General features: G+C 46.3%; 15 protein-coding genes and 1 pseudogene. 8 read left to right on the top strand and 8 right to left on the bottom strand.

What is annotated here, in order from left to right; translation table 11 throughout:
• From L1D31_RS04200 to L1D31_RS04185, 4 genes are all read right to left on the bottom strand, one after another.
• Entirely contained in the window at window positions 1-1,359 is a 1,359-nt protein-coding gene (locus L1D31_RS04200; RefSeq protein ID WP_239835800.1) for a DUF1800 domain-containing protein, read from the bottom strand.
• 198 nt (window positions 1,360-1,557) lie between these two features.
• Entirely contained in the window at window positions 1,558-3,738 is a 2,181-nt protein-coding gene (glgB, locus tag L1D31_RS04195) for a 1,4-alpha-glucan branching protein GlgB (protein WP_239835799.1), read from the bottom strand.
• A 254-nt stretch (window positions 3,739-3,992) separates the two neighbouring features.
• Window positions 3,993-6,173 carry a 4-alpha-glucanotransferase gene (gene malQ, locus L1D31_RS04190; protein ID WP_239835798.1) on the bottom strand — a complete coding sequence of 727 codons (2,181 nt, stop codon included), beginning with the start codon at window positions 6,171-6,173 and terminating at the stop codon, window positions 3,993-3,995.
• Between the two features lie 100 nt (window positions 6,174-6,273).
• Entirely contained in the window at window positions 6,274-8,727 is a 2,454-nt protein-coding gene (locus L1D31_RS04185; RefSeq protein ID WP_239835797.1) for a glycogen/starch/alpha-glucan phosphorylase, read from the bottom strand.
• A 557-nt stretch (window positions 8,728-9,284) separates the two neighbouring features.
• On the opposite strand from L1D31_RS04185, the gene malT reads away from it, so the two are divergent.
• Window positions 9,285-11,993 carry an HTH-type transcriptional regulator MalT gene (malT, locus tag L1D31_RS04180; RefSeq protein WP_239835796.1) on the top strand — a complete coding sequence of 903 codons (2,709 nt, stop codon included), beginning with the start codon at window positions 9,285-9,287 and terminating at the stop codon, window positions 11,991-11,993.
• A 47-nt stretch (window positions 11,994-12,040) separates the two neighbouring features.
• Here malT and L1D31_RS04175 read toward each other — a convergent pair whose 3' ends face one another.
• Complete coding sequence (locus L1D31_RS04175; RefSeq protein WP_239835795.1) at window positions 12,041-12,964, bottom strand: LysR family transcriptional regulator; 924 nt, start codon at window positions 12,962-12,964, stop codon at window positions 12,041-12,043.
• 15 nt (window positions 12,965-12,979) lie between these two features.
• Window positions 12,980-13,471, bottom strand: a complete 492-nt coding sequence (locus tag L1D31_RS04170) for a GNAT family N-acetyltransferase (RefSeq protein ID WP_239835794.1) — start codon at window positions 13,469-13,471, stop codon at window positions 12,980-12,982.
• A 322-nt stretch (window positions 13,472-13,793) separates the two neighbouring features.
• On the opposite strand from L1D31_RS04170, the gene L1D31_RS04165 reads away from it, so the two are divergent.
• A complete protein-coding gene (locus tag L1D31_RS04165; protein ID WP_239835793.1) occupies window positions 13,794-16,670 on the top strand; it encodes an alkaline phosphatase family protein in 2,877 nt (958 codons plus the stop codon).
• A gap of 76 nt (window positions 16,671-16,746) precedes the next feature.
• Here L1D31_RS04165 and L1D31_RS04160 read toward each other — a convergent pair whose 3' ends face one another.
• Window positions 16,747-17,103 (bottom strand): YibL family ribosome-associated protein, encoded by a 357-nt coding sequence (locus tag L1D31_RS04160; RefSeq protein WP_239835792.1) that lies wholly within the window; start codon window positions 17,101-17,103, stop codon window positions 16,747-16,749.
• A 272-nt stretch (window positions 17,104-17,375) separates the two neighbouring features.
• Here L1D31_RS04160 and L1D31_RS04155 point away from each other — a divergent pair, with 272 nt between their 5' ends.
• The 3 genes from L1D31_RS04155 to L1D31_RS04145 all read left to right on the top strand — a co-directional run bounded on the left by L1D31_RS04155 (window position 17,376) and on the right by L1D31_RS04145 (window position 20,480).
• Window positions 17,376-18,161, top strand: coding sequence for a DUF4344 domain-containing metallopeptidase (locus L1D31_RS04155; RefSeq protein WP_239836373.1), 786 nt, complete (start codon window positions 17,376-17,378; stop codon window positions 18,159-18,161).
• A gap of 38 nt (window positions 18,162-18,199) precedes the next feature.
• Window positions 18,200-18,586 carry a DCC1-like thiol-disulfide oxidoreductase family protein gene (locus L1D31_RS04150; protein WP_239835791.1) on the top strand — a complete coding sequence of 129 codons (387 nt, stop codon included), beginning with the start codon at window positions 18,200-18,202 and terminating at the stop codon, window positions 18,584-18,586.
• 232 nt (window positions 18,587-18,818) lie between these two features.
• Window positions 18,819-20,480: a methyl-accepting chemotaxis protein gene (locus L1D31_RS04145; RefSeq protein ID WP_239835790.1), complete on the top strand. Its 1,662-nt coding sequence runs from the start codon at window positions 18,819-18,821 to the stop codon at window positions 20,478-20,480.
• 43 nt (window positions 20,481-20,523) lie between these two features.
• Here L1D31_RS04145 and L1D31_RS04140 read toward each other — a convergent pair whose 3' ends face one another.
• Entirely contained in the window at window positions 20,524-21,441 is a 918-nt protein-coding gene (locus L1D31_RS04140) for a helix-turn-helix domain-containing protein (RefSeq protein ID WP_239835789.1), read from the bottom strand.
• 106 nt (window positions 21,442-21,547) lie between these two features.
• Here L1D31_RS04140 and L1D31_RS04135 point away from each other — a divergent pair, with 106 nt between their 5' ends.
• The 3 genes and pseudogenes from L1D31_RS04135 to L1D31_RS04125 all read left to right on the top strand — a co-directional run bounded on the left by L1D31_RS04135 (window position 21,548) and on the right by L1D31_RS04125 (window position 25,647).
• Complete coding sequence (locus tag L1D31_RS04135; RefSeq protein WP_239835788.1) at window positions 21,548-22,066, top strand: cysteine hydrolase family protein; 519 nt, start codon at window positions 21,548-21,550, stop codon at window positions 22,064-22,066.
• 344 nt (window positions 22,067-22,410) lie between these two features.
• On the top strand, window positions 22,411-23,991 hold the full coding sequence (locus L1D31_RS04130) for a S8 family peptidase (protein ID WP_239835787.1): 1,581 nt from the start codon (window positions 22,411-22,413) through the stop codon (window positions 23,989-23,991).
• A 226-nt stretch (window positions 23,992-24,217) separates the two neighbouring features.
• A pseudogene (locus tag L1D31_RS04125) lies at window positions 24,218-25,647 on the top strand (amidohydrolase).
• Window positions 25,648-25,655 lie beyond the last annotated feature (8 nt).

The following is a 25,655-nucleotide window of genomic DNA, read 5'->3' as shown; positions in this document are numbered from 1 at the left end:
TTAGCGATACTGAAACTGCGGACTGAGCCAAAATAGCGATAGCTGCATCATTGGGTTCTTGGTTTTACTCAGTACCAGCTGAGTATGTTCATCCAGGTAGGCGCCATAGAGCTGAGAGATCACGTCATCGACCATTTTTTGCGGTTGGATGTTACTCGCTTTAGCCTGATTGACCGCTTTGGCCGCCAACATATTAGCGACTTGTAACCTCTGTGTTAGAGCAGAAGGACTATTGTAGTCTTTGTCTCGGTCTGGCCAACCTGCGGGGGAGCCTGGATTGAATGCTGGCTGCCCTAGCACATTCAACACATTCATCGCTTGCTTATCACTGATACTAATTTGCGCGCTGCGCAGAACAGCAAACAACCATTCTTTAGGCGTACGAAATCGCATCGGCTCGGCGGAACCTGCTGGCTCACTTTCGATCAACACTTGGTATACAGGACGCAGCTCTCCTGCAGATTTTAAATAAGCATTAGCCATTGCCGCCTCAAGTTCAGGGTAGGAGCGACCAAAGAAATGTTGGCATAATTTAGTCGCTAGGTGCTGCGCGGTATCAGGATGCAGCGCTAACGCTTGGAGGCAAGCTTCGCCTTGTTCTATTCCTTTTTGCGCATAAGTGCGGCCCATAACTTTCACCGCCTCTGGCTCATGCATGCTCGGTACAAAGCGAAAACCGACATCAGGTGATTTGAGTTTGATGCTCCAACCAGAAATCGCCTTTGCTAGTTCAATCACGTCCTGCTGCGTATAAGAGCTATCGACGCCTAGGGTATGAAGTTCAAGGATTTCACGAGCCAGATTCTCATTCAACCCTTTACCACGTCGTTTGCCAAGCTTGGAGTTAGGGCCGGTCGATGCCTGATTATCCAAATACATTAACATCGCAGGGTGCTTTGATACGCCCATGAGCATATCGCTGAAGTTACCACTCCAGTGTTGACGAACAACATCGTTCTCAATTTTGGAAGCCAGTGGCATCAAGCGTCGATTGTCGACGGATATGGCGAAATGATTGCTCCAAAACTGGATTAAGCGTTCTTGAAATCCGTATGGAGTATGAATGCTTTGTTGATGCCGAGCTTCGATCTGCTGGCGATAGTGCTGACGATAAAAAGCCTGAAGTTGCTCTTGCAGCTCACGCTTTTTCACCTCATCATTTTTAACTTTGGCGCGTTGCGCTTGGCTTTCACCAAGTTGAGTCAGAATCTCTTTGGTACTTGGTAAGGCTTGAATGCTAGGGTGAAGATAACTCACACCCTCTAGCTGATGCACCAGTGGTGAGATCGGTCTTCCTAATTGAGGACCAAACCCAAATCTTTGTTCTGCAAGGATCTGCTCGTTTGGATAATAATTCATAACGCACTTCCTGATACGACATACTGTAAGAGTATTCTGCCTCTGTCAGGAAATGATGAGTTTTACCAAGTTTCAATCCGCCTAATGTCAATTTTTCGTTTTAGTGAAAATACCAGTTACTCACTAATCTATTAGGTAAGAAACCATCACCCGAGTATTTAGAGCGCAAATCTAGTATTTGCGCTCATCTTCCAAAGCTTACTTCAACTTGTAAAACACCGTCGCTAATGGTGGTAATCTGAGAGATAACGACTGTGGCTGGCTTTCACTCTCAACCATTTCTGTCACCACACACTGTTTCACCTCATAACCACTACCGTTATAGCACTGGTCATCGGTATTAAGCAGCAGTTCATACTCACCCGCCAATGGCACACCCAGTCGGAACTTATCGTGAGGAACAGGGGTAAAGTTGGTAATAACCAAAATGCGCTCCCCATTATCGCTTAAACGTTCGTGGGCAAGAATGGAAGACTCAGCCGCATCCTGCAAACGCCATTCGAAACCACGTGGTTCACAATCCAGTTCATGCATCGCACGTTCAGAGGTGTAGAGCTTATTAAGATCTCGAGTTAGCGCTTGCACACCTTGGTGGCGTTCGAATTCCAGCAGGAACCATTGCAGTTGATCGTCGTGATTCCATTCAGCCGTCTGACCAATCTCTGCTCCCATAAAGTTGAGCTTCTTACCCGGTTGGCCGTACATGTAACTAAGATAAGCGCGCAAATTCGCCGTCTGTTGCCATTCGTCACCTGGCATTTTGTTGTGAATCGACCCTTTGCCATACACCACTTCATCATGTGACAAAGAAAGAACATAGTTTTCGCTATGTGCATAAACTAGCGGAAACGTGATGGTATCGTGGTGGTATTTTCGATGAACAGGATCTTCTTTGATGTAGGAAAGCGAGTCATGCATCCAGCCCATATTCCACTTAAAGCCGAAACCCAAACCACCCATAAAGGTTGGAGCAGAAACCCCTGGGAATGCCGTCGATTCTTCGGCAATAGTCATCGCATTCGGGAAGTACTTATACACTTCCTCATTCATCCATTTTAGCGTTGCAATGGCATCATAATTTTCATTGCCACCATCGACATTTGGGATCCACTGATCATGGCTTCGCGAGTAATCAAGGTAAAGCATCGAGGCGACAGCATCCACTCGGATGCCATCAATATGGAATTGCTCAAACCAGTACAGAGCATTAGATACTAAGAAGCGACGCACGTGCTCACGGCCTAAGTCGTAAATGTAGGAATTCCAATCCTGATGCCAACCTCGGCGTGGATCCGGATCATGGAAAAGCGGTGTACCGTCGAAATTGGCCAGTCCGTGATCGTCGGAAGGGAAATGAGCTGGAACCCAGTCTAGCACCACACCAATTTCAGCTTGGTGACACTGGTCGACGAAATATTTAAAGTCATCCGGCGAACCAAATCGGCTGGTAGGAGCAAATAGCCCCACAGGCTGATAACCCCAAGAACCGTAGAATGGATGCTCAGAGACAGGCATTAACTCAACATGGGTATAACCCATATCGACCAGATAAGGAATAAGCTGATCAGCCAGTTCACGGTAGTTCAAGAAATCGCCATTAGCATTACGACGCCATGAACCCGCGTGAAGCTCGTAAAAAGACAACGCTTCCTTACGCTTTTCAGTAACCGGTCGGCTTTGCCACTGAGTATCTTGCCAGTCGTAGCGTGAGTGATCATAAGTTACCGATGCAAAGGAAGGATACTGTTCCGCATACGCTCCCCAAGGGTCAGCCTTATGCGGCAGTCCTTCACCATTTGGCCCTTTCAACTCAAATTTATACTGAGTCCCTTCTTTCAAGTTCGGAATAAAGATGCCCCAAATACCATAATCGAGGCGCTGCATAGGTGTGCGTCGACCATCCCATTGGTTAAACTCACCCACCAAACTACATGCCGAGGCATGAGGGGCGTATACTAGAAAACGAACGCCCGAGATTTGTTTACCACCACGCTCTAAAGTCACAAACTGTGATCCCATGTGATGGTACATGTCTTTAGGCGTATGCAGATCATCATACTCTGCATAGATAGTATGATATTGGTAGGGATCATCGACGATCTGCTCTGAACCTGACCAATGAACAGCAAGCTGATAATGCGTTTGAGTTAAATCTCTTTCTTGAGTCAAGATAAAACCGGACGCATCTTCGCGTTCAAGCTCGATTCTATCTTCGCCGTCAATCACTAATTCAACCTTGTCCGCACCGGGCATCCACACCCGTAACCCACCTTGCTTAGGTTCAAGATATGGACCAATAAAAGAAAATGGATCCGCAAACGAAGCATGCGAAAGTTGGTTATACAATCTGGTTTTCTTATCTAATGTTGCCGCTTTCAAGTTATTCTCTCCCTAACCTAACTTTCTGAAAATAGCCGAAAGTCTGCTTACATCTTTGAGGTGGATCATTGCGGACGGCAACGCTGGCTAACAGGCGTTTAAATCGAAGCGCAACGTAAACAGCTTCTGGTTTTTATAAACAAAAGCCCGCTAAAAATGCGGGCTTAATATAGCATCTAAAAGTTTACCGCATTCCGGTTTAACATAGAGTGATAGAGTCGATATTTTTCTATGTTATCTGTGATAAGAGCCTGTTAATTACTCGCTTTTGCGCGAACTTCCGTCAACTTATGGGCAATGCGATTTACCTCTTCACGAGCAAACACTTCATCCAAATTCATTGACAGTTTACGACGCCAGTTTGGATACTCATCAACCGTGCCTGGAATGTTGACCGGCTTATCCATTTCCAACCAATCTTCTAACTGAACACTGAGCAATGTTGATGAGCCTGCAGCTACGTGCAATTGCAAAGCCTCAGCCAGATACGAGTCCATAGGAACGTACTGCGCATCTCGGCCCACACCTTCCGGAAGGTAGCCGTGCCAAGCCACAGAATCCAAAATACCTTGTTTACTTTCCAAACGGTCTGCGAACAGGTTCTTTAATTGCTCTGGATCTGGGTACAAACCCAGCTCTTCGCCCATCTTTAAGTCGTCACAGTGCCAGAAGCCACGTAAAGTCGGCATATCATGCGTACATAGCGCAGACATAGACTGCTCAGCATAATGAGCTGGTGAAATGTAACCACCGTCGTCTTCTGACGTTTCGAAGAAGAACACTTTGTATGAATGAACACCTGCATCACGCAAAATCTCCACGATTTCATCTGGCACTGTACCTAAATCTTCACCAATAACGCTGCATTGATGACGATGAGATTCCAGCGCAAGAATCGCTAGCATATCTTCCACGGGGTAGTAGATGTACGCACCTTTGGTCGCATTTTCACCTTTAGGGATCCACCACAGACGCAACAAGCCCAAGACATGGTCAATACGCAGTGCTCCACAATGCTTCATATTGGCACGCAGCAGTTTGATGTAGGCATCGTAACTGGTTTCCTGAAGCACTTGCGGGTTAAGCGGTGGTAAGCCCCAGTTTTGACCCAGAGGACCCAAAATATCTGGCGGAGCACCGATGCTGGCGTCCATCACAAGATTGCCGTCATCAGCCCAGGTTTCAGCGCCTGAATCAGCTACACCAACCGCTAAATCACGGTATAGGCCGACAGACATACCTTTCTCTTCAGCTAATGCCTGAGCTTCATTAATTTGGATATCCGCAATCCATTGCAGGTACATGTACAGATGAACCTGATCGAGATTCTGTTCAATAAACTTTTGGACAGCGGTATTTTCAAAACGGCGGAATTCATCTGGGAAAACTGGCCAGCCCCAAACATTAGCATTTTCAGCATGCAAAGAGGCATGTAGAGCATCAAATGCGGCCTGATGCATCAGGCTATCGCCCCCCTCTTCAACAAACGCTAGGAAAGTTTGAGCGCGCTCGGTGTTCTTGTCTAAGTGGCGCTTCTTGAACTCATCAAACAGTAGCGGAAGGACGCTCAGCTTGAGATCCGCCACTTCGGTGTAATTGACCCAATGCGAGTCACGCGCTTTTTGCAAGCGCTGCTGGAATTCAGCACTGCCAACACGCTGTTGCGCTTCGATACTCAATGCAAACTCAGGAACAGAGCTGACATCAATGTACATGATGTTCAACCAACGGCGTGAGGACGGGCTATATGGGCTGGCGCCTTCAGGGTTTGCCGGGAATAATGAATGAATTGGGTTTAGGCCAACAAAATCACCTCCCCGGGAAGCAATATCAGCCACCAGCTGTTTCAGGTCACCAAAGTCACCCATTCCCCAGTTATGTTGTGTGCGCAAAGTGTAAAGCTGAATGCTCGGGCCCCACATTTTTTTGCCACTTTCGATGTCATCTTGTTTGTAACAAGCTCTCGGTGTGACAATCAGAGTCATCTCATAAGGGGACTTCCGACGTTTGCGAGTGATCGTCAGCTTGTGGTAACCCCAAGCCAAATCACTCGGTAATGTAAACACTAAAGGGCCACCCTCTTTACGTTCATCGCGAACGATTTGAGACTGAAGATAGCCTTCAAGTACCTCTCCCTGCTCGGTATCTAAACGCCAGCTGAACTCGCTTTCACGAGCACTTTCGCCAAGATTAAGTGCCACTTCAACTGGCTCACCATCACGGACCACCAGCACTGAATCCAGCACATCTTTCTTGTGTTTTTTCTCTGCCGATAGCAGAAGAGTATCATCATTCGTCGTGTCGTAGCCTAAAGACGTCAATAAGTAGCGAATCGTTTCTTCGTCTACTTTTGCCTCATCTCCCCACGCGCTAACGTAGCTGTCGGCAATTCTTGCCATTTCAGCGACTTGTTGTAATGCGTTTTGTTCTTTCATCGCTCTCTCCGAAGGATTCAGTAACCTTCAAATGTAGGGTTTTTATTTATTTGTAATTAAGAGAGCCAAGGCTTAATAGCCTTGGCTTATTTAGGTGGAATTAGCGCTTAACCGCTTCTAATTTCCAGATATTGTTTACATAATCTCGAATTGAACGGTCTGACGTAAACTTACCAACCAAGGCCGTGTTAAGAATGGCTTTCTGAGCCCAACCCGCTTGATCTTTATATTGTTTGCCCATGTCTTCATGCGCTTGCACGTAAGAAGCAAAGTCAGCCAAACATAAGTACGGGTCACCGCCATCAAGCAAGCTGTCAAACGTTGCACGTAACAGACCAGGTTGACCTGGGGTGAACTCTTCGCCCAGCAGTAGGTCAAGTGACGCTTTTAGTAGTGGGTCCGCGTGGTAGTAGTCATAAGGGTTGTAACCTTGTGCTTTAAGCGCTTGTACACCGTCAACGTCTAGACCAAAGATATAGATGTTCTCATCACCCACTTCTTCACGAATTTCAACGTTCGCACCGTCCATAGTACCGATAGTCAATGCACCATTAAGCGCCATTTTCATGTTACCCGTACCTGATGCTTCTTTACCTGCTAGCGAGATTTGTTGAGAAACGTCAGCCGCTGGAATGATGATTTCCGCCATGCTTACGCGGTAATCTGGAATGAATACCACTTTCAGTTTGTTACCGATACGAGGGTCGTTGTTGATCTTCTCAGCAACCTTGTTCACCGCGAAGATGATCTCTTTCGCTAGGTGGTAACCCGGCGCCGCTTTAGCTGCGAAGAAACAAACACGTGGCGTACATTCGAACTCAGGTTCGTTGATGATACGGTGGTATAGAGACAAGATGTGCAGCAGATCTAAGTGCTGACGTTTGTACTCGTGCAGACGCTTGATTTGCACGTCAAAGATAGCATTAGTATCTAGCTCGATACCCATGTTCTCTTTAACCCAATCCGCAAGACGCTGTTTGTTTTGCTTCTTAACGGCCATGAACTCTTTTTGGAATTTTGCATCAGTCGCAAACTGAGCAATAACCTCAAGCTGTTCAAGTTTAGCTGGCCACTCAGTACCAATCTTGTCTGAGATTAAGTTAGATAGACCTGGGTTACAGAACTTCAACCAGCGACGTGGCGTAATACCGTTTGTTACGTTAGTCAGTTTACCTGGGAAGATTTCATTAAACTCAGGGAACAGATCTTTCTTAACCAGTTCAGAGTGAAGTGCTGCTACACCGTTGACTTTGTAAGAACCAATCACACATAGGTTTGCCATGCGAACCATGCGGTTGAAACCTTCTTGGATGATAGACAACTTAGCTTGTTTCTCACCATCACCAGGCCACATTTTACGTACGTCTTGTAGAAAATGGTGGTTAATTTCGAAAATGATTTCCATGTGACGAGGCAGTAGACGCTGAATGAGCGACTCTGGCCATGTCTCTAGAGCTTCTGGAAGTAGCGTATGGTTGGTGTAGGCAAACGTGCTTGCACTGATTTCCCACGCTTTGTCCCAAGATAGACCTTTCTCATCAATCAAAATGCGCATCAGCTCTGGGATAGCGATGGTTGGGTGCGTATCGTTTAGCTGGATAGTTTCTTGCTTAGGAAGATCGGCCAGTGCAAAACCTGCGGCTTCATGGCGACGTAGAATATCGCGTACCGATGCCGCTGAGTGGAAGTACTGCTGCATTAGGCGTAGAGTCTTACCCTTCTCGTGGTTATCGTTCGGGTAAAGAACTTTGGTGATGTTGCCAGCATCAATTAACGAGTGCTGCGCTTCAAAGTAATCACCGTTGTTAAAGCTTGCTAGTGAGAATGGTGCAATCGCCTGACATTCCCAAAGACGTAGCGGGTATACTGTATCTGATTCGTAACCAACGATTGGCAGATCCCAAGGCATTGCTTTTACTGTCATGCCAGGAACCCACTTGCGAACTTCTTTGCCATTCTCGTGGCTTACTTCTACGTGACCGTAGAAACCAATTTCTTGTGCCAATTCTGGACGAGCGACTTCCCATGGGTAGCCTTCAACACCACGCCATGCGTCTGGTGCTTCTTTTTGACGGCCTTCTTCAAAAGATTGTTTAAACAAACCGTACTCGTAGTGCAGACCGTAGCCCACCGTTGGGAATTCTTGTGCCGCACAGGAATCCATAAAACATGCCGCAAGACGACCTAGACCGCCGTTGCCTAGTGATGGGTCGCGCTCTTCTTCAAGTAGGTCAGTTAAGTTATGACCTAGGTCAGCCATCGCCTCCGTGATCTGCTCGTATAGACCCATGCTGATTAGGTTGTTACCTGTAAGACGACCGATTAGGAATTCTAGAGAAAGGTAGTTAACGCTTTTCGCGCTTTGAATCTTTGGGTCTTGTTCAGTTTTTAGTAGATCCAATGTCGTTAGCTCAGCCAAAGCTCGACCCATCGCGAGGTACCAATCACGCGGAGTCGCAGTCGCTTCCGTCTTTGCGTAAGTAGTCGATAGATGCTGCTTCACGCTTTCTTGGAACAAAGCTTTATCAAATTTTTTCTGTTGCGTAGGTTTCATTAGAGAAATCTCACTTATCGGTTTTAATCCATCTGAGACATATCGTGCATTGACATGACAACCAAAACATCCTCCCATATCGACAGCTCATTAGGAGGAGGATGCAGGGCGTAGAGGGCGTATGACCAGAAGCTCAGTGATCTAACTCCCAAATCAATTGGGCTCAAACCTTCGCTCTGGTGATAAAGATCACACCATCAACGAAATTCACCTTAGCCTTGGTGTATGAACCTTAGGTGTCCATATTCTCAATAATTTGAACAATATGCTCACCTGGTCACATATTGAGCGCTAAATTCACGCAAGTTACATAGTTTTTGGTGCAGAAACAGGTATAAGTCGCACTTATAAATCCGACTAAAATAGATTTAGATCACAAAACAAGGGCGTAGATAAGAGGAAAGTGTGAAATACGCGAAAATCTGGCGGTTGATCAATAACTGTCGCTATTGTTCTCAAGTAACATCCCTGTCATTAGGTCTAATTGACTAAGTTTTAATCAACATACTCCGAATAAAGATTGGTATTTGTGAGTATTTCAGAACAGGGAAAAGAAGATGTGGATTCCTTCGAAATTAACCCGTCCAGGGCGTTTACACAACGCAATTGTCCGCCCAAGAGTTCTCGATTTATTACAGCAAGCCCCCTGCTATAAACTCATTCTTTTCCGTTCGCCCGCAGGGTATGGCAAAACAACCATGGCATCACAGTGGTTAGCCGACAAAACCAACACGGGCTGGTACAGTATAGATGAGAGTGACAACGACTCATTCCGCTTTATCAACTATCTGATCCAAGCATTGAACAAGGCCACGCACAACGCTTGTCCGAATTCTCAGAAACTGGCTGAAAAGCGCCAGTTTTCTTCTCTTCACTCACTATTTAGTGAAGTGTTCGCTGAAATCGCCAATTTTCACCAAGAGTGCTATCTGGTCTTGGATGATTACCACCTTATCTCTAATGATGACATCCATGAAGCGATCCGTTTTTTCCTCAAGCACATGCCGGATAATCTGACGCTGGTCGTCACCAGTCGCGCAACACCACCGTTAGGGACTGCAAACCTGCGTGTTCGCGACCTCATGATCGAGATTGGCGATGACCTTTTGGCATTTGATACCGAAGAAACCACTCGCTTTTTTAATCAACGAGTGGCTGATGGCATTGACGACGCGACTGCCGACAATTTACGAAATTATGTAGAAGGTTGGCCGTCAGCGCTGCAATTAATCGCACTGCAGGCGCAGCATCAACACAAAACCTTAGCTCAGTCTGCTGAATCCTTTTCTCAATTTAATCACGCTCACCTGTGGGACTATCTGGTTGAAGAAGTGTTCGATCTCTTGGATACAGAAACACGTTTATTTCTACTGCAATGTTCTGTACTTGATCACTTTAATGATGCTCTGGTATCGACTTTGACCAAACGTGATGACGCTCTCAGCATGATTGAGTCACTCAACCGCTACGGCTTATTTATCCACCCACTTGAAGGCGAACAAAACTGGTATCGCTTCCACAACTTGTTTGCTGAATTTCTAGCTCATGAGCGCTCTGCTCGTATACCTCAGCAAGAGCAAGAACTGCATCAGACTGCGGCTCAAGCATGGTTAAAGCTTTCTTCTCCTCACCAAGCACTTCGTCATGCTCAAAAAGCAGGAAACCGCCAACTGACTGCCGGCATCTTGAGCCAATATGGCTGGAAAATGTTCAACAGCGGCGAGCTTCAAACTGTCGAAAAAGCGATTAACACCCTCGCCCCAGAACAACTCTATAGTGAACCGAAATTGTGCATGTTGCAGGCCTGGTTAGCGCAAAGTCAGCACAGGTATAACGATGTTGGTGACCTGCTATCCAAAGCGGATGAGCAAATGAAAGCCTTCAACGTCACATTAAGCACCAAAGAGCAGGGAGAGTTTAACGCCTTACGTGCTCAGGTCGCGATTAACCAGAACGAACCAGAAAAGGCACTGGAGCTGGCTGAACTGTCTCTTGGACAGCTCGACAGCACAGTGTATCGCAGTCGCATTGTCGCAACGTCCGTTGTTGGTGAAGTGAACCACGTGTTAGGCCATCTGAGTCGCGCACTACCTATGATGCAGCAAACCGAGAAACTGGCTCGCCAGTATCAGGTTTACCATCAAGCGTTATGGGCGATGCTTCAGCAAAGTGAAATTCTCATTGCTCAGGGCTATGTACAGGCAGCCTTTGAAGTACAGGAAAACGCCTTCAAGCTAATCGAGGAGCAGCAACTGCAGCAAGTTCCAATGCATGAGTTCCTGCTACGTATTCGTGCACAGATTTTCTGGTGTTGGAATCGTCTCGACGAGGCCGAGGAATGCGCATATAAAGGCTTAGATGTACTGGGCAATCACAGTCCAAGTAAGCACTTACATAGCTACTCTATGCTGGCGCGAATCGCTATTGGGCGTGGTGAGTTAGACAAAGCCAACAAGTTCATTGAGCAAATTGTTCACCTGCTGAAGCAGTCCACCTACCATGTTGACTGGACGGCGAACGCTTCGTTGTCTCTGATTCTATTCTGGCAGGCGCGAGGCGATATGGAAGCCATTCAACATTGGCTAGAAACCACACCTCGCCCAGAAAAAGCGTGTAACCATTTTACTCAACTCCAGTGGCGCAACATCTCCCGTGCACAAATCAATCTGGGTATGTTTGATGAAGCGGCTGAAACGCTTAAATTCCTTCAAGAACAAGCGAATCACAACAGTCTGGTCACCGACAATAACCGTAACCTGATTGTTGAAGCGGTACTGGCGACCACACAACAAGATGAAGAGCGCGCCAAGTTACTACTCAAACAAGCACTGGAACTGACGAATCAGACGGGTATTTTGGGTAACTTCCTCGTTGAAGGTGGCAAAATCGGCCATATTCTCGAAAAGCTGGTCAACAAAAATGAGTTGGGTGATCTTGAACGCCATCGCGCTCAACAGTTGCTTAAGGACATATCGACGACTCAACGTAGCCGCTCGGTTCACTTTGATGAAGAATTTGTTGAGAAGCTGGTTAACCATCCGAATATTCCAGAGCTGGTTCGCACCAGCCCACTAACTCAACGTGAATGGCAGGTACTTGGCCTGATCTATTCTGGCTTTAGTAACGAGCAAATTGCTCAGGAGTTGGATGTAGCGGGAACCACAATCAAAACTCATATTCGTAACCTATACCAGAAACTCAATATCGCGAATCGAAAAGAGGCGATAAAAACAGCAGAAAACCTCCTACAATTAATGGGTTACTGATACTAGGCCCTCAATCTCAGCAAAAAGCCCTGACTATCAGGGCTTTTTTACATCTGCTCAACGCCAACAACGTGCATCAGCTTCAAATGCCGCTGTAATGCCGCAAAGCTCTGCTCCCGAAGCCATCGATGGGCAGGATCTTTTTGATGCCGACTGTGCCACAGTAGATAGTAGCTATGCTTGGGCAAATCAAAGGGCAATGGTTTTACAACGTAGTCAAACCGATTAGAAAAATAGCCCGCCAAATGCAAAGGCGCGGTAACCAGTGCGTCACTCTGACAGACTAATTCCATTGCCGCAGTGAACGATGGCACTCTGGCGATCACCTTACGCTGAACCTTGCGCTGTTCAAACTGCTCGCCCACATACTGACGCATCTCTCGCATACCATGCACCATCACATGGGAAGCACTAAAATAATCATCCATTTCAAGGCTAGCGTCAGCCAATGAATGATTACCAGACATCAGTACTACATATTCATCTTCAAGCAATTTTTTGCCGTAGATATTCTCAGGAAAGTAGTCGAGTGTGGTCGCCAGTACATCAATCGGGCTGTCACCGAGAACGCTGACATGCTGATCTTGCCACAGCTCTCCATTTACCCCTGCGTTTGGAGCCAATCTAAGCAGTTCAGCAGACACCAGAGGCACACTCGATTCAGACAAAAATGCCGTGTAGGCCAGTCTGAACTCTCTTTGACAAGCATGAGGCAAAAATGCTTCCACCGCATAAAGCTCATCCAATGACCCAATCAACTCAGGCAGTTGAGCGAGTAACTGCTGGCCTCTGGCACTGACTACAAACTGTTTGCCTTCCCGAATCAAAATCGGGTCATCAAAGGCCGTTCTTATCTGACTCAAGGTTCGGCTCATCGCTGACTGAGTGACGTTGAGCTGCAGTGCAGCCTCGGTCAAGCTACGAGTTTGGAGCAGCACCAACAATGGGCGTAGCAGTTTGTAGTTATTCATATTACCTTCTTAGAATCACAAAGACTTAAGCATCCATACATCACAGCCGTTGTGCAAAGTACCCTCAAGAGGCGCAGTGAGGTGTTCGAATCCCAAGCTTTCGTAGAGTCGCACTGCTACAGACATATTGGACAAAGTGTCCAGATAGCAACGTTCAAAACCTTGTTGCTTAGCAAAGTCTAAACAGGCCAACGACAAGGTTTTTCCCAAGCCAAGCCCTCTACTCTCTTTAAGTAAAAAGAGCTTCTTCAATTCACACGTTTTCTCATCTTGCCCAAAAGGCGCAACGCCACATCCACCAACTACCTTGTCATCTAAGAGCGCAACCAAGTACAAGCTGCGGTTCTGCTCGTGATAATGCTGACTCATATTGTCGACCTCAACATCAGACGGCCCAAACCCTTCTCCCACAGCACCGTACTCTTTGCCGACCTGCTTGATTATCTGGCAGATCGCTGCGTCGTGTTGCGCTGTGATAGGCACTATACGAAGGTTTTCTTGGCTCATAGTCATCTCTCTTCAATATCATCTTGGACAGCTATAAATGTAAATCCATTAAAGAATGAATTAAAATCATTTTAAATAATACCAATAATGATAAAAAGTCATCAATCAAAGTTAGATACTCCCTTCCTATTCCTTAGGGTTTACATTGTAAATTCATCTGAATTACATTTTCTCACTAGGATTAAATACCTGACAGCTACGACAACTGGAACCAAGTCACATTCTGACGCTATAAACTCAAAGCTTTGGTCAGCCTATTCTTGCACTCTCCCATAAGCCTGCCAGAATGAAAATCATCAGTATAATGAATGAGATATAAACAATGGCTTGGTTGAGAAAACGGCTTCTTCCTGCTGCAATTGTGGTAGCCCTTACCCCTATGAGCTCGGCTTACGCCGACATCGGTGATACCCCAGTGATCGGTGGGCTATTTAACTCAACAGAAGTACTGAAAAATCAAATCACCTCTTCATTGTCCTACTCGACGCGCTTTGCTCGTGATACGACTCTGTTTACCATTGGCGGACTGACTCTAGAAACCTACCTACTGACATTGCCACTTGATGCAAGAACGAAAGGTCGAGTCATGGCACAGATCGCTGATCCGACTTATTCCATTCCTCTCGGCTATTTTCTTTATCAGTTTTATGATCGCTACACGGGAATCAGCAGTGACGATGAGTTTAAAGCCTACCTACAAACTGTGTATGACGAGCAAGCTCTGAAAGGCTTTGAGCACTCGCTCTTTACTCTAGAAAAGAAGGTCAAAAAACAGCCTAAGCAACACGCCAAGGATCAAGCTCACCAAGAAGGTATCCAAATTAATGGTCAGTTTATGGCAGCCATGGTAACCGTATATGACGCTTTGGTGCAGATTGGTGAATGGAAAGATATGGACCGCCTGCCTGAGCAATACACATATCTAACCCAATCACCTGAGGATTTAGCACTGGTCGCCAAAATTCAACCTATCGTGGTTGGCATCATGCAACAAGCCGCCTCGGGGATGGAAGAGGGCGACATGAAACAGGCCATACTCGGCATTGTGGCCGATGGTGCAGCTGACAGAGCCAGCGAACCGAATAACAAAGCACAAGCGCTGACCATTACCTTAATTGATTTTGTGCGTCTCAATGTGCTGAAAGCCTATCGTCAGTTTGTCTATCAGGATGAGAGACAAGAACGCCTCAATGACTGGCTACAAAACGCGTTTGACGATCACCCTCAACAAGCAGTTGAGTTTCTTGAGTCCCAGCAGAACCGCCGCTTTGCTGTTCAGGTAACGGTCGACGGGTTGCAACAAGGGTTAATCGAAGGGTTGGTTGATCCAGATAAGCCTTTTCTTTCCCACGCTTACCAGCAACATACCAAGAGTACTGAGCTCGGCAGCCCTGTCGCAACAAGCAGCCCAGAGCACGTTCAATCTATGCGTTTTCTTCAGGTTCTATCAGAACAAACGTATCGTGACCCATATTACTTACCGTTCTTCAAGCGACTTTACCAAAACCATATCGACTCGATTGCTCGGGTAGGTATCTCTTCCACACCGACGATTAGCGTAAGAAACCTGCCTATCATCAAAACAGGGGCAAAGGTCTCTGGCGAACAAGGAACAGGAATCCCGAATTTCCACTTTGTCGACCGAAACGAAGACAGAGCCTATTACTTCTTTGGTAATGATGCCCTTCAACTTGATCGCTTAATGCAGGCCAATCAGGTTCAGACCATGTTTGACCGACTGGTTCACTTGAAAACGCTTAACTGTAACGCCCAATATGACTGGAATGCTCACACCAGTTACGACGGTCTGGTTAACCTTGGCGCAGGCGAAGCACTGCGTGACTTTGGTGAGAAACGTTGTTTGAGAGAGCTGAATGAAAGAGCCGAAGTAGAAAACGTGCTAACCAAGCAGCGTCAGTCCCTCATCGATAACATTCAAAGCTATCAAGAGATACCGCTGTGGGACTTCTACACCAAGTTGACCCGTAAATGGAAGATTGAACAAGACATCACTACTTATGCAGAACTTGATGGACAAGGGATGCCAGATTACGCCCTGATATACAATCCATGGCCGGATCACTTTGCCCACTTTGTTGGCCCTTTTAGCGATGAAATCATTATGCCAACAGGTGAACTCAACCGCCTCGATTATTGGATACGTCAAATTGAACAAGCGTACAAGAACGCCGGCATTTATCAGCAGACACTGTGGGGAATGGCGGGGGACCATGGTTTATCTCCGGTCTACTACACCTTAAATCCGGAGAAAGCGATCTTTGAGCCGCTTTCTGCATCACTCGACTACCCTCTAGTGATCAAGAAAATCTCATCTGATGAAGGCGAAGGACCAAAGATCACCAATGCATTAAATTATCCGAGTAACCAAGGTGTTGATGTGGTGGTAGCCTCTACCGCTGGCGGTAACTTCATGATGGATATGTTTAATTCGCAATCGGGCTGGCAAACACAACCAGTCTATTCAGAGCTGACCGACTGGGCACCCGTGAATGCTCCGCAAGGAGAGAAATTGGATATCATTACCGAGTCAATCGAAAAACTGGCAGATAGCCTCGACTATTTAGTCGTCAGAGAATCAACCTGCGATGAGACAGAGTGTCAGGTACGTTTGGTCGCTCAGCGTGACGGCACACGAGTTGATGAACTCATCATCAAACAAGGCGAGCGCTATTTTTACAAAGCCAATAGCAAAACGGCGTTACTGGAAGTCAATAAACTCAATCCTTACCTGCCTTCGCCAGATCAGGCACAGCTTGAGACGTTTGCTCAGTTAGTCGCTAAATGTGTCAATCGTGCAGATATCACCAACCCACAGAGCTGGTGTGACGAAAAGCAATGGCGCGAGCTGACCCAATTTACGCCTCGGCCTGATTCAGTGGTACAACTCGCCAAGCTTTACGCCGAACCGCGAGCAGGTACAGTAAATTTGTTCCCTCGGGAAGGGATTGGTTACAACACCAAAGTGCCGGGGCGCCATGCGGGCGAAAGCTATTTGGAGAAGGACGCCTTTATCGGATTTTGGGGCGCTCCAATTGGCAAACAAGCTACGCCACTGAGTAGTGAGGAGAACGGCTCTCTGGCTCCGACTCTGTATCAATATCTGACCGGAGATGACGTTAAAGTCGGAGAAAATGGTTGGGGATATCCATCATTGCTTAGCAAACTCGATATTCACTAAGCCTCCTTCAATAACGGAAAGCAATAACAAAAAAGCGCCTTACGGCGCTTTTTCAGTTATCTGGAATATCTGGAAATCAGAATTTTTTCGGTGCGTAGCCTGTCATGACTTCAAGTCTCAGTTCTTTACCCAGTTTAGTCATTGGATGAACCACGATTAGACCTTTGACTGACCTTTTCAGTTTGCCCATGTCTGCTTGTTCTTCTTTCGTAATTGCGCGTGAGAATGGCATGTCAATCAAGCTCTTACGCTCTTTGTTCATGTCATATTTTTGTTTGCTTTTCATCACGTGAATTTTTTTGCTTAGCTTGTCTGCTTCGTCAGTGAACTTAGTCACCATTTCCTGATCACCACGAGCTTTCGCCGCATCCAGCTTACGCTGACACTTGTCCAGACGATTGTGAAGGTTTTGAAGTTCTTGCTTAGTGCTCATGGTATTGATCTCATTGAAACAGAAAAGGGCGGCGAGTGTAGCACAAGCTGACTCGCTGCCCTAATTTTAGTCGTTAGGAGAGTTTTTGGTCGTAATCTTTACTGACTTTCTGCAGTCACTCAGAATCAGTTTGAGTAAAATACCTCAATACTACATTTAACGATCATTTTCATAGACAAGTCTCCTTTCGAAGCGCGATTCAACGCAAAGGAACGTTTTTTATGTCAATATTGACTCAGCGTATTAAACACACAGACAGATTGAGCTTGCCTATGTTTAAACATTTTTTCCCACTGGCTATTATTGTTATGACGACAGCGAGCACGCCGGCGACATATGCCGCTAAGAAGAACATTCAGATCCAATATCTGCCGCCCGTTAACCAAGCCGAAGGGCAAATGAAGGCAGACCTTGAAGCAAGCGGAGTCAACGATACCGTAATAGAGCTGTCAGATACGCTGTTTCCATTCAACAAGACGTTAACCATTCAATATGGTAGTAAAGACGGGCCACTTTATGATCCAGAACAGCACACGGTGCATATGCCTTATCAATTCTATCAGGAAGCGTTGAATTACTTTATCAAGAACAAGTACGACGAAAAGTACGGTAAAGAGGCAAAATTTGGAGCGATGGACACGGTTTTGCATACTCTACTCCATGAGGCCGGGCACGCTTATATCGCCGATCAGAACATTCCTATTCTCGGTAAAGAAGAGGATGCCGTAGACAATTTTGCTGCGATTTTAATGATCGAATATTTAGACGATGGTGATGAAGCCGCTATCAGCGCTGCCGATATGTTTGCTTTTGAGTCCGATGACAGGCCAGATTACTACGACTTTGGTGAATACATCGATGAACATAGTTTTGACTTGCAACGCTACTTCTCAACTTTATGTTTGGTTTACGGCAGTAACCCTGAAAAGCACAGCAACTTGCTCGATGAAGTAGAAAATGATTACTTGGCTGATCGAAAAGATTTTTGTGTTTTCCAGTACCAGTCGCTCAGCGATAACTGGCACACTTATCTAAAAGAGCCTGTGGCTGATCAATGAAGTCGCGTATACGTAGAAGATGAAAAAAGGATAAACCTATGACTCAACTTACGATTTTCTACGATGGTACCTGCCCACTGTGTGTGAAAGAAATGGAACGCCTTGCACACTACGACAACCAGCAGCATTTGATGCTGGTTGATATTCACTCCGACAACTTTCTACATTATCCAGATATTGACGCTCAACGTGCGGCTAAAATTCTTCACGCACTGGATAATAATGGAAGGCTATTGCTTGGCTTAGACGTAACTTATCGTGCATGGAAACTGGTTGGCAAAGGCTGGTTGTACGCACCATTGCGTTGGAGACTCATCCGTCCAGTTGCTGATTGGTGCTATATCAAATTTGCTGACAACCGATACACCATTTCTAAGTTGCTGACTGGAAAGCGGAAATGCGATTCCGGTCAATGTTTCAGATAAAACACAACGAATACCAAGCATTAAACACTAATTAACCTATCAAGATTCACAGTCCTGCGTCGATAAATTGGCTAGTCTTAAAGTATAAACGTTTGGGCGAATACGCTTCTTCTGCTTGTTAAAAGAGTGATTTAGCGTGTATAGCCCAAATTAATAACAACAGGCGTTTCATGCCAGATGCAGCTCTGACAATGTAAAAACGCCAAAGACCTTTCAGAGACAGGATGTTTGTATGAGTCTAACGATTAGAAGTCGCCTATATATTTTGGCGCTTATTCCTTTACTGGTCATCGCAATAGGCATGCTTGGATTTACTTACGTAAAAACCAGTGAACTCAATGATCAGCAAATCGAAGTTACCCGCACCAACATGATGAACATGAAGAAAGCGGAACTGAGAAACTATCTCCAAATGGCGAAATCTGCCGTTCAACCTTTTCTCGACAGAGGTGCCAGCTTAGAAGAAGCGTACCCGACTCTAAAAACATTAGAATACGGTAAAACTGGCTATGTATTTGGTTATGACTCTAAAGGTATCCGTAGAGTACAAGGTCAAAGTTCTAAAGGTATTGGTGATAGCTTCTGGAACCTACAGGACAAGCAAGGTAATTACCTAATTCAAGATCTTATCCGTAACGCTAAAACAGGTGAGTTCACCACTTACTACTTCCCTAAACCGGGAGAAACCGAAGCATTACCTAAGCTGAGTTACTCTATATTTATTCCTGAATGGGATTTGATGCTAGGTACAGGTTTCTATACCGACGACATCGATGCCATTGTGGCTGAAATGGAGAATGCGACCACGGAAGCGCTACAGGAAACCCTTTCTGCCATCATTTTGTTCTGTATCGTGATCGCGGGTATCGTTGCCGCCTTCGCCGTGGCCGTGAACCGAACCATCCTGAAACCACTAGAACTGTTCGATGCTTCGATCAGTTCTTTTGCCAGCGGAGACGCTGACCTCACCGCCCGCATGGAAGACTTTAAAGCACCAGAGTTTTCCCAGCTTAGTAACAACTTCAATGCATTTGTTGCCAGCTTACAAACCATCATTCGCAGCGTGAGTGATGTCGGCCAGCAAGTCGTTGCAGAAACAAGCAACATGTCTAGCCGGGCCGCTAAAGTGGACGAGTTAGCATCAGGCCAACGTGAAGAAACCGAGCAAGTCGCCACCGCAATGACTGAAATGACGACAACGGCATCCGAAATCTCAAACAATGCTAGCCAAGCGGCACACTCTGCTAAAGAGGCCGATGACAACGCGAAAGAAGCTCAGGGAATAGTGAACTCTGCCGCGCAATCTGTTGAAGCCCTTGCCGAAGAAGTGTCTCAGGCGAATGGTGTCATTTCACGTCTTGAAGGCGATGTGCAGAATATTTCCTCATCTCTTGAGGTGATTCAAGATATTGCCGAGCAAACCAACCTATTGGCACTCAATGCTGCAATTGAAGCCGCACGTGCTGGTGAGCAAGGTCGTGGCTTTGCCGTCGTCGCTGATGAAGTGCGTAAGTTAGCCAGTCGTACCCAAGACAGTACTGGTGAGATCCACCAAATGATTGAGCAATTGAAAGCGGCATCAGATGACGCAGTCAGAGCGATGGAGTCAAGCCAGAAAAGAGGGGCAAGCACCGTTGAAGAAGCGAACGCTGCGGCACGAGCACTGGTTCAAATTCAGGAGTCCATTGGAACCATCATGGATATGAACTCTTTGATCGCAACCGCAACCGAAGAGCAAAGCTTGGTTGGTCAGGAAATTTCACAGCGCATAGTGGTGATTTCCGACCAGAGCTCACAATCGGCTGAACTGGCCAACGAAAACCGCTCAGGCAGCCAAGAGTTGAATCAACGCGCCAATGAGCTGTACGAATTGGTAGACAGATTTAAGGTGTAACCCTCCAGCTCCCAGAAGCCCGCAATCATTGCGGGCTTTTTATTTATCGTCTAAAGCGCCGACGAAACTCCCCCGGGGTCAGCCCCATTATCTGACTGAATACCCTGCGACATGCACTCGCGTTTTCATAACCTACCTGATGGCTTATCCACTCAAAAGAATGAGTTGAACCTTCCAAGTAGTCACAAGCCTTCTGCACCCGTACTCGCTGCAAATACTGGTTTGGATTCATGCCAGTGGCTTTCACAAATCGACGTTGAAACGTTCTTTCGGTCAAGTTTGCTTCAACAGCCAATTGTTTTACCGACACTGTCCTAGAAAAGCAGGCACTAATTCTGTGCTGACTTTCAACAATTGCTATATCACCATGAGAGAATGATGGCGTGAATTGCTGATAAAACCTCTGTTCTCTTGGCGCAGTATCTATGACCAACATCTTACCCAGCTGTCGCATGATTTGTGGTGAAGCATACCTGGATACCAACTCCAGTCCGAGATCCAACCAAGACATCATGCCGCCAGCTGTAATCACATCGCCATGATCAATTAAAATTTGATTTATCTCCATGGGCTGCAATGGATACTGTGACTTAAAGGTCTCAGCTAACCCCCAATGGGTAGTCAGAGCCCTTTGTCCACCAATCCTTGACGCCGCCAAGATAAACGCGCCAGCACACGCCGACGCAATCACACTGCCACGTCGGTGTTGCTCAACCAGCCATTCGAGTACTGGTGCGTCTGGTTTTCGGTAGAACTGATCGTCAATGCTAGGCGGGAGTAGCACGACATCAAATTGCCTGGGAGGCATATTACACGCGTCAATAATGTGCGCTTTGAACTCCGTCTCAAGTTCACTCTCACGGCATGCTCGGTTGGCTAACTGAAAAAGCTCTTCAAAACCAAACACGGCCGATTTGAGAGCAAAAGGATAGTTAAATACGGCAATATTAATCTTAGGCATACAATGTCGTTTTTAGCATTATTTGTGTCATTTTAGACTCTAAAAAGCCAAAAAATAAAGCGCCATAATGACTCTACTTTGAGCGATACCAAACAGGAGAGGCAAAATGAGCCAGAAAGCACTACTCGTCATCGATCTACAAAACGACTATTTTCCAAACGGGAAATTCCCTCTTTGGAACACAGAGAACACGTTAACCAATATCAAAGCGGCGATTAAAAAAGCCCAATATAAACAGATTCCTGTGATTCACATTCAGCATATTGCAGACCCTGCTATGGGTATCTCACCCTTTTTCAACCAAGGTAGTACAGGTGCAGATATCCACTCAGAGATCCTCGCGAGCGCGCCGGAAGGGGATATTGTCGTTAAATCTTTCGCGGACAGCTTTGAACAAACAGAGCTAGACAATGTGCTCAAAAAGCATGGGGTAACTGAAGTGATTGTTTGCGGCATGATGACGCAAAACTGCGTGACTCATACTGCGATTTCCAAAGCAGCAGAGCAATATGAAGTATCTGTGCTAGCCGATTGTTGCACCACCACTGATGAAATGATTCATAATATCGCCCTTCATGCTATCTCTATACGTGTTCCATTGATAAACACTGAGCAATTGATTTAAGCCTCAGTAAGGCCTCTTATCTAACAGAGGCCTTCTGCAAACCCGTCATCCAAAATAAATCACTATTGCCTTAGCACGTAGATTCCACCGAATAGAGCAAAAGCTCTCATTTATGACTCCTATCCCATCATTCAAGAAATAGTAATAAGTCAATTTCAATAATTTTATAAACCACACGCAGATTTCTAGATTAACTAAAACAACAATATGCAACAACATGAATACTTGCATAGTTTGAAAATTGTAATCAGGTTCTCTTCGAACCATGAGAACCCATTTTGCATGCTTGTAGTTTGTAGTAGGCCATGTTCAACACTCTCTTTTACAATTCAAAGGAAGACAATATGTTTAAGAAATTATTAAGTTGTTGTATCGCCTCGACTCTTACAGTGATCTCAACCTCGGGGCTAGCACAACAAAACGAGGGAGGAGCCATCACATCAGACAACCACATGCTCGCGCCTTTAGTCACAGCGTCAGCAAAGACCGCAATTAAAAACCAATACATCGTCGTTCTCAAGCAGCCGATGACGCTCAGCAATGACGCCCAAGCACTTCAACAGTTCACTCAGCAAACCGTTTCTGGTTTAGCCAGCCAACACGCTTTAAAGATCGATAAAGTCTATGATCGTTCTTTAAGCGGTTTTGTTGCAACCCTTTCAGCTGAGCAATTGAAAGCCCTTCGTGCTGATCAACAAGTTGATTTTATTGAGCAAGACCAAGTCATCTCACTTGACCCAGTTGTCTCTGCCAATGCAACTCAAACCAATCCAGTTTGGGGATTAGACCGAATCGATCAGCGTGATTTGCCACTCAGCAACAGCTACACCTACAACTACGATGGTTCAGGTGTGACCGCTTATGTGATCGATACCGGCGTGACCAACACTCATGTCGAGTTCGGTGGCCGCGCGAGTTCTGGTTATGACTTCGTTGACAATGACAATGATGCCACCGACTGTAACGGCCACGGTACTCATGTAGCGGGAACGATTGGTGGTTCACAATACGGTGTGGCGAAAAACGTCAATATCGTAGGTGTGCGCGTACTGAGTTGTAGTGGCTCAGGTACGACTTCAGGCGTCATTGGCGGTGTGGATTGGGTAGCGGCAAACGCTTCTGGCCCATCGGTCGCTAACATGAGCTTAGGTGGTGGTCTCTCAACAGCGCTTGATCAAGCAGTTGCCAGCGCTGTTCAATCAGGCATCAGCTTTATGCTCGCAGCAGGTAACTCCAACGCTGACGCTTGTAACTCCTCACCGGCTCGCGAACCTAGCGGTGTGACTGTAGGCTCAACCACCAGCAGCGATAGTCGTTCGAGTTTCTCCAACTGGGGGAGCTGTGTCGACGTATTTGCACCGGGTTCAAACATTAAATCCGCATGGTACGATGGCGGATACCGCACCATCAGTGGTACATCCATGGCAACGCCTCACGTAGCAGGTGTCGCAGCTCTGTATCTACAAGAAAACAACTCACTGTCACCTGCTCAAGTATCAACACTGATCAGCGAACGTGCGAGCGTAAACAAAGTCAGTGATACTAAAGGTACCGTGAATAAGCTGCTATACAGCCAAACTGACAGTGGTTGTGAACCAGATTGTGGTACGCCTTCTCCAGATGGTGAACTGACTAACGGCACACCAGTGACTGGTATCAGCGGTAGCCGCGGTGAGCAGAAGCATTACTACATCGACGTGACTGCCGGTCAGACATTGACTGTCACCACTAGCGGTGGCACAGGTGATGCCGATCTCTACGTTCGCTTTGGCGCCAAACCAACGACTAGTTCTTGGGACTGCCGCCCATATCGCTACGGCAACAGTGAGACGTGTACAGTGTCTAGCACTCAAAACGGTCGCTACTACGTGATGCTTAATGGCTACACTAGCTTTAGCAGCGTCAGTGTCCAAGCTAACTACTAATTCAGCACCTCAACACATAAATGCCAGTCAGTGTTTGCTGACTGGCATTTTTTGATCCGACACATGGACAAGCCTGTTATTTTTAAGCAATGATACTTTACTCAATTCGGTAACCGCGCTGACCTAAAACTGTCATATTTCAGTGTTAGGCTGACGCGCTTTTTTACACACAGATAATTTTTTCTCTTACTATCGATACGTTTCGAAAAGAGGTTTCAGGGCATCCATGAAAAAGCAAACACTCTCGATTGCTGTTGCAGCAACTCTTCTCTCTGGCTGTGCTCAATTAACACCAGAAAACCAAGTTGATCTGATGATCACCAACGGTCAAGTTCTGACCATTAACGCCGATATGGACGTGATCGACAATGGTGTCGTTGTCATTAAAGATGACACCATTGTGGCGATTGGTGGGCAGGAACTAATTGAACAATACCAAGCAAAACAAACTATTGATGCAGACGACGGTATTGTACTACCTGGTTTTATTAATGCTCATAACCATTTGCCAATGATAGCCTTTCGTGGCCTTGGCGAAGAAGGGATTTCCAATCGTCTGTTTGCCTACTTCTTCCCATTAGAAGGCGAAAAACTCAGCCGTGAATTGATTTATAACGCCACAAAACTTGGCACTATCGATCTCGCTCAAAGTGGCGTAACGACCTATGCCGACATGTATTACCATATGGATGAAATGGCCAAAGCGACCAAAGAAGTGGGGCTGCGCGCGGTATTAGGTGAGACAGTAATTAAGTTTCCCGTAGTCGATGCGAAAGAACCCTATGGTGGCATTGAATACTCGGAACACTTTATCAATACCTATAAAAATGATCCTCTGATCACTCCAGCTTACGCACCACATGCCGTTTATACCGTTAGTAAAGAAAAGCTTCAGCAGATCAATCAGCTGTCAAGACAACATGATGTACCTGTACTGATCCATGTTGCCGAGTTCCCGAATGAGCAGGAGCGTATCAAAGAGGAGCCAACGCCAAGTCTCCGGTTGATTACCTAGCACAAATTGGCGCACTGGATGAACGCACCGTTCTGGCTCACGCCGTCCACCTATCAGAACAAGATCAACAGTTGATCAAACAGGCTGATGCAGGTGTGTCATACAACCCAATGGCCAACGCCAAAGGTGCAACAGGTATTGCCCCAGCATGGGAGATGTATCGATCTGGTATACGTATGGGGCTGGGTACAGACGGGCCAATGAGCTCCAATCAAGTCGATCTCTGGCGTACGCTCAGCTATTCCGCCAACATGCAAAGGCTGAAGCATAACGACCGTACCATCATGATTCCCCAACAAACCATTGAGCTGGCTACCATCGGCGGCGCAAGAGCCCTGCATATGGAAGACCAGATCGGTTCATTGGAGACTGGCAAAAAAGCGGACATTATTATTGTAGAAACACAGTCTGCGAACATGATGCCAAACTATGACCCGTACGCGACCTTGGTATACCAAGCTAACCCAAGCAATGTTGCAACCACCATCGTCAACGGGCAGGTCATCATGCATGAAGGTGAAATGGAGACCGTACAGTTGGACGACATTCGCCAGAGCGTTGAAGCCTTCGAAGCCGATATCAGTGAATTTGCTAAAGAACTGGCCAAGAAAGCGATTAAATCAAAAAGTCTGATGGACTAAATGTACTG

Origin of the sequence: Vibrio sp. Isolate23, from assembly GCF_022398095.1 — a bacterium.
In the GTDB taxonomy this organism is placed as follows: Bacteria; Pseudomonadota; Gammaproteobacteria; order Enterobacterales; family Vibrionaceae; genus Vibrio; species Vibrio coralliilyticus_A.
Note: the sequence above shows the minus strand (reverse complement) of the source record. Positions and strands in the feature narration are given on the sequence as shown.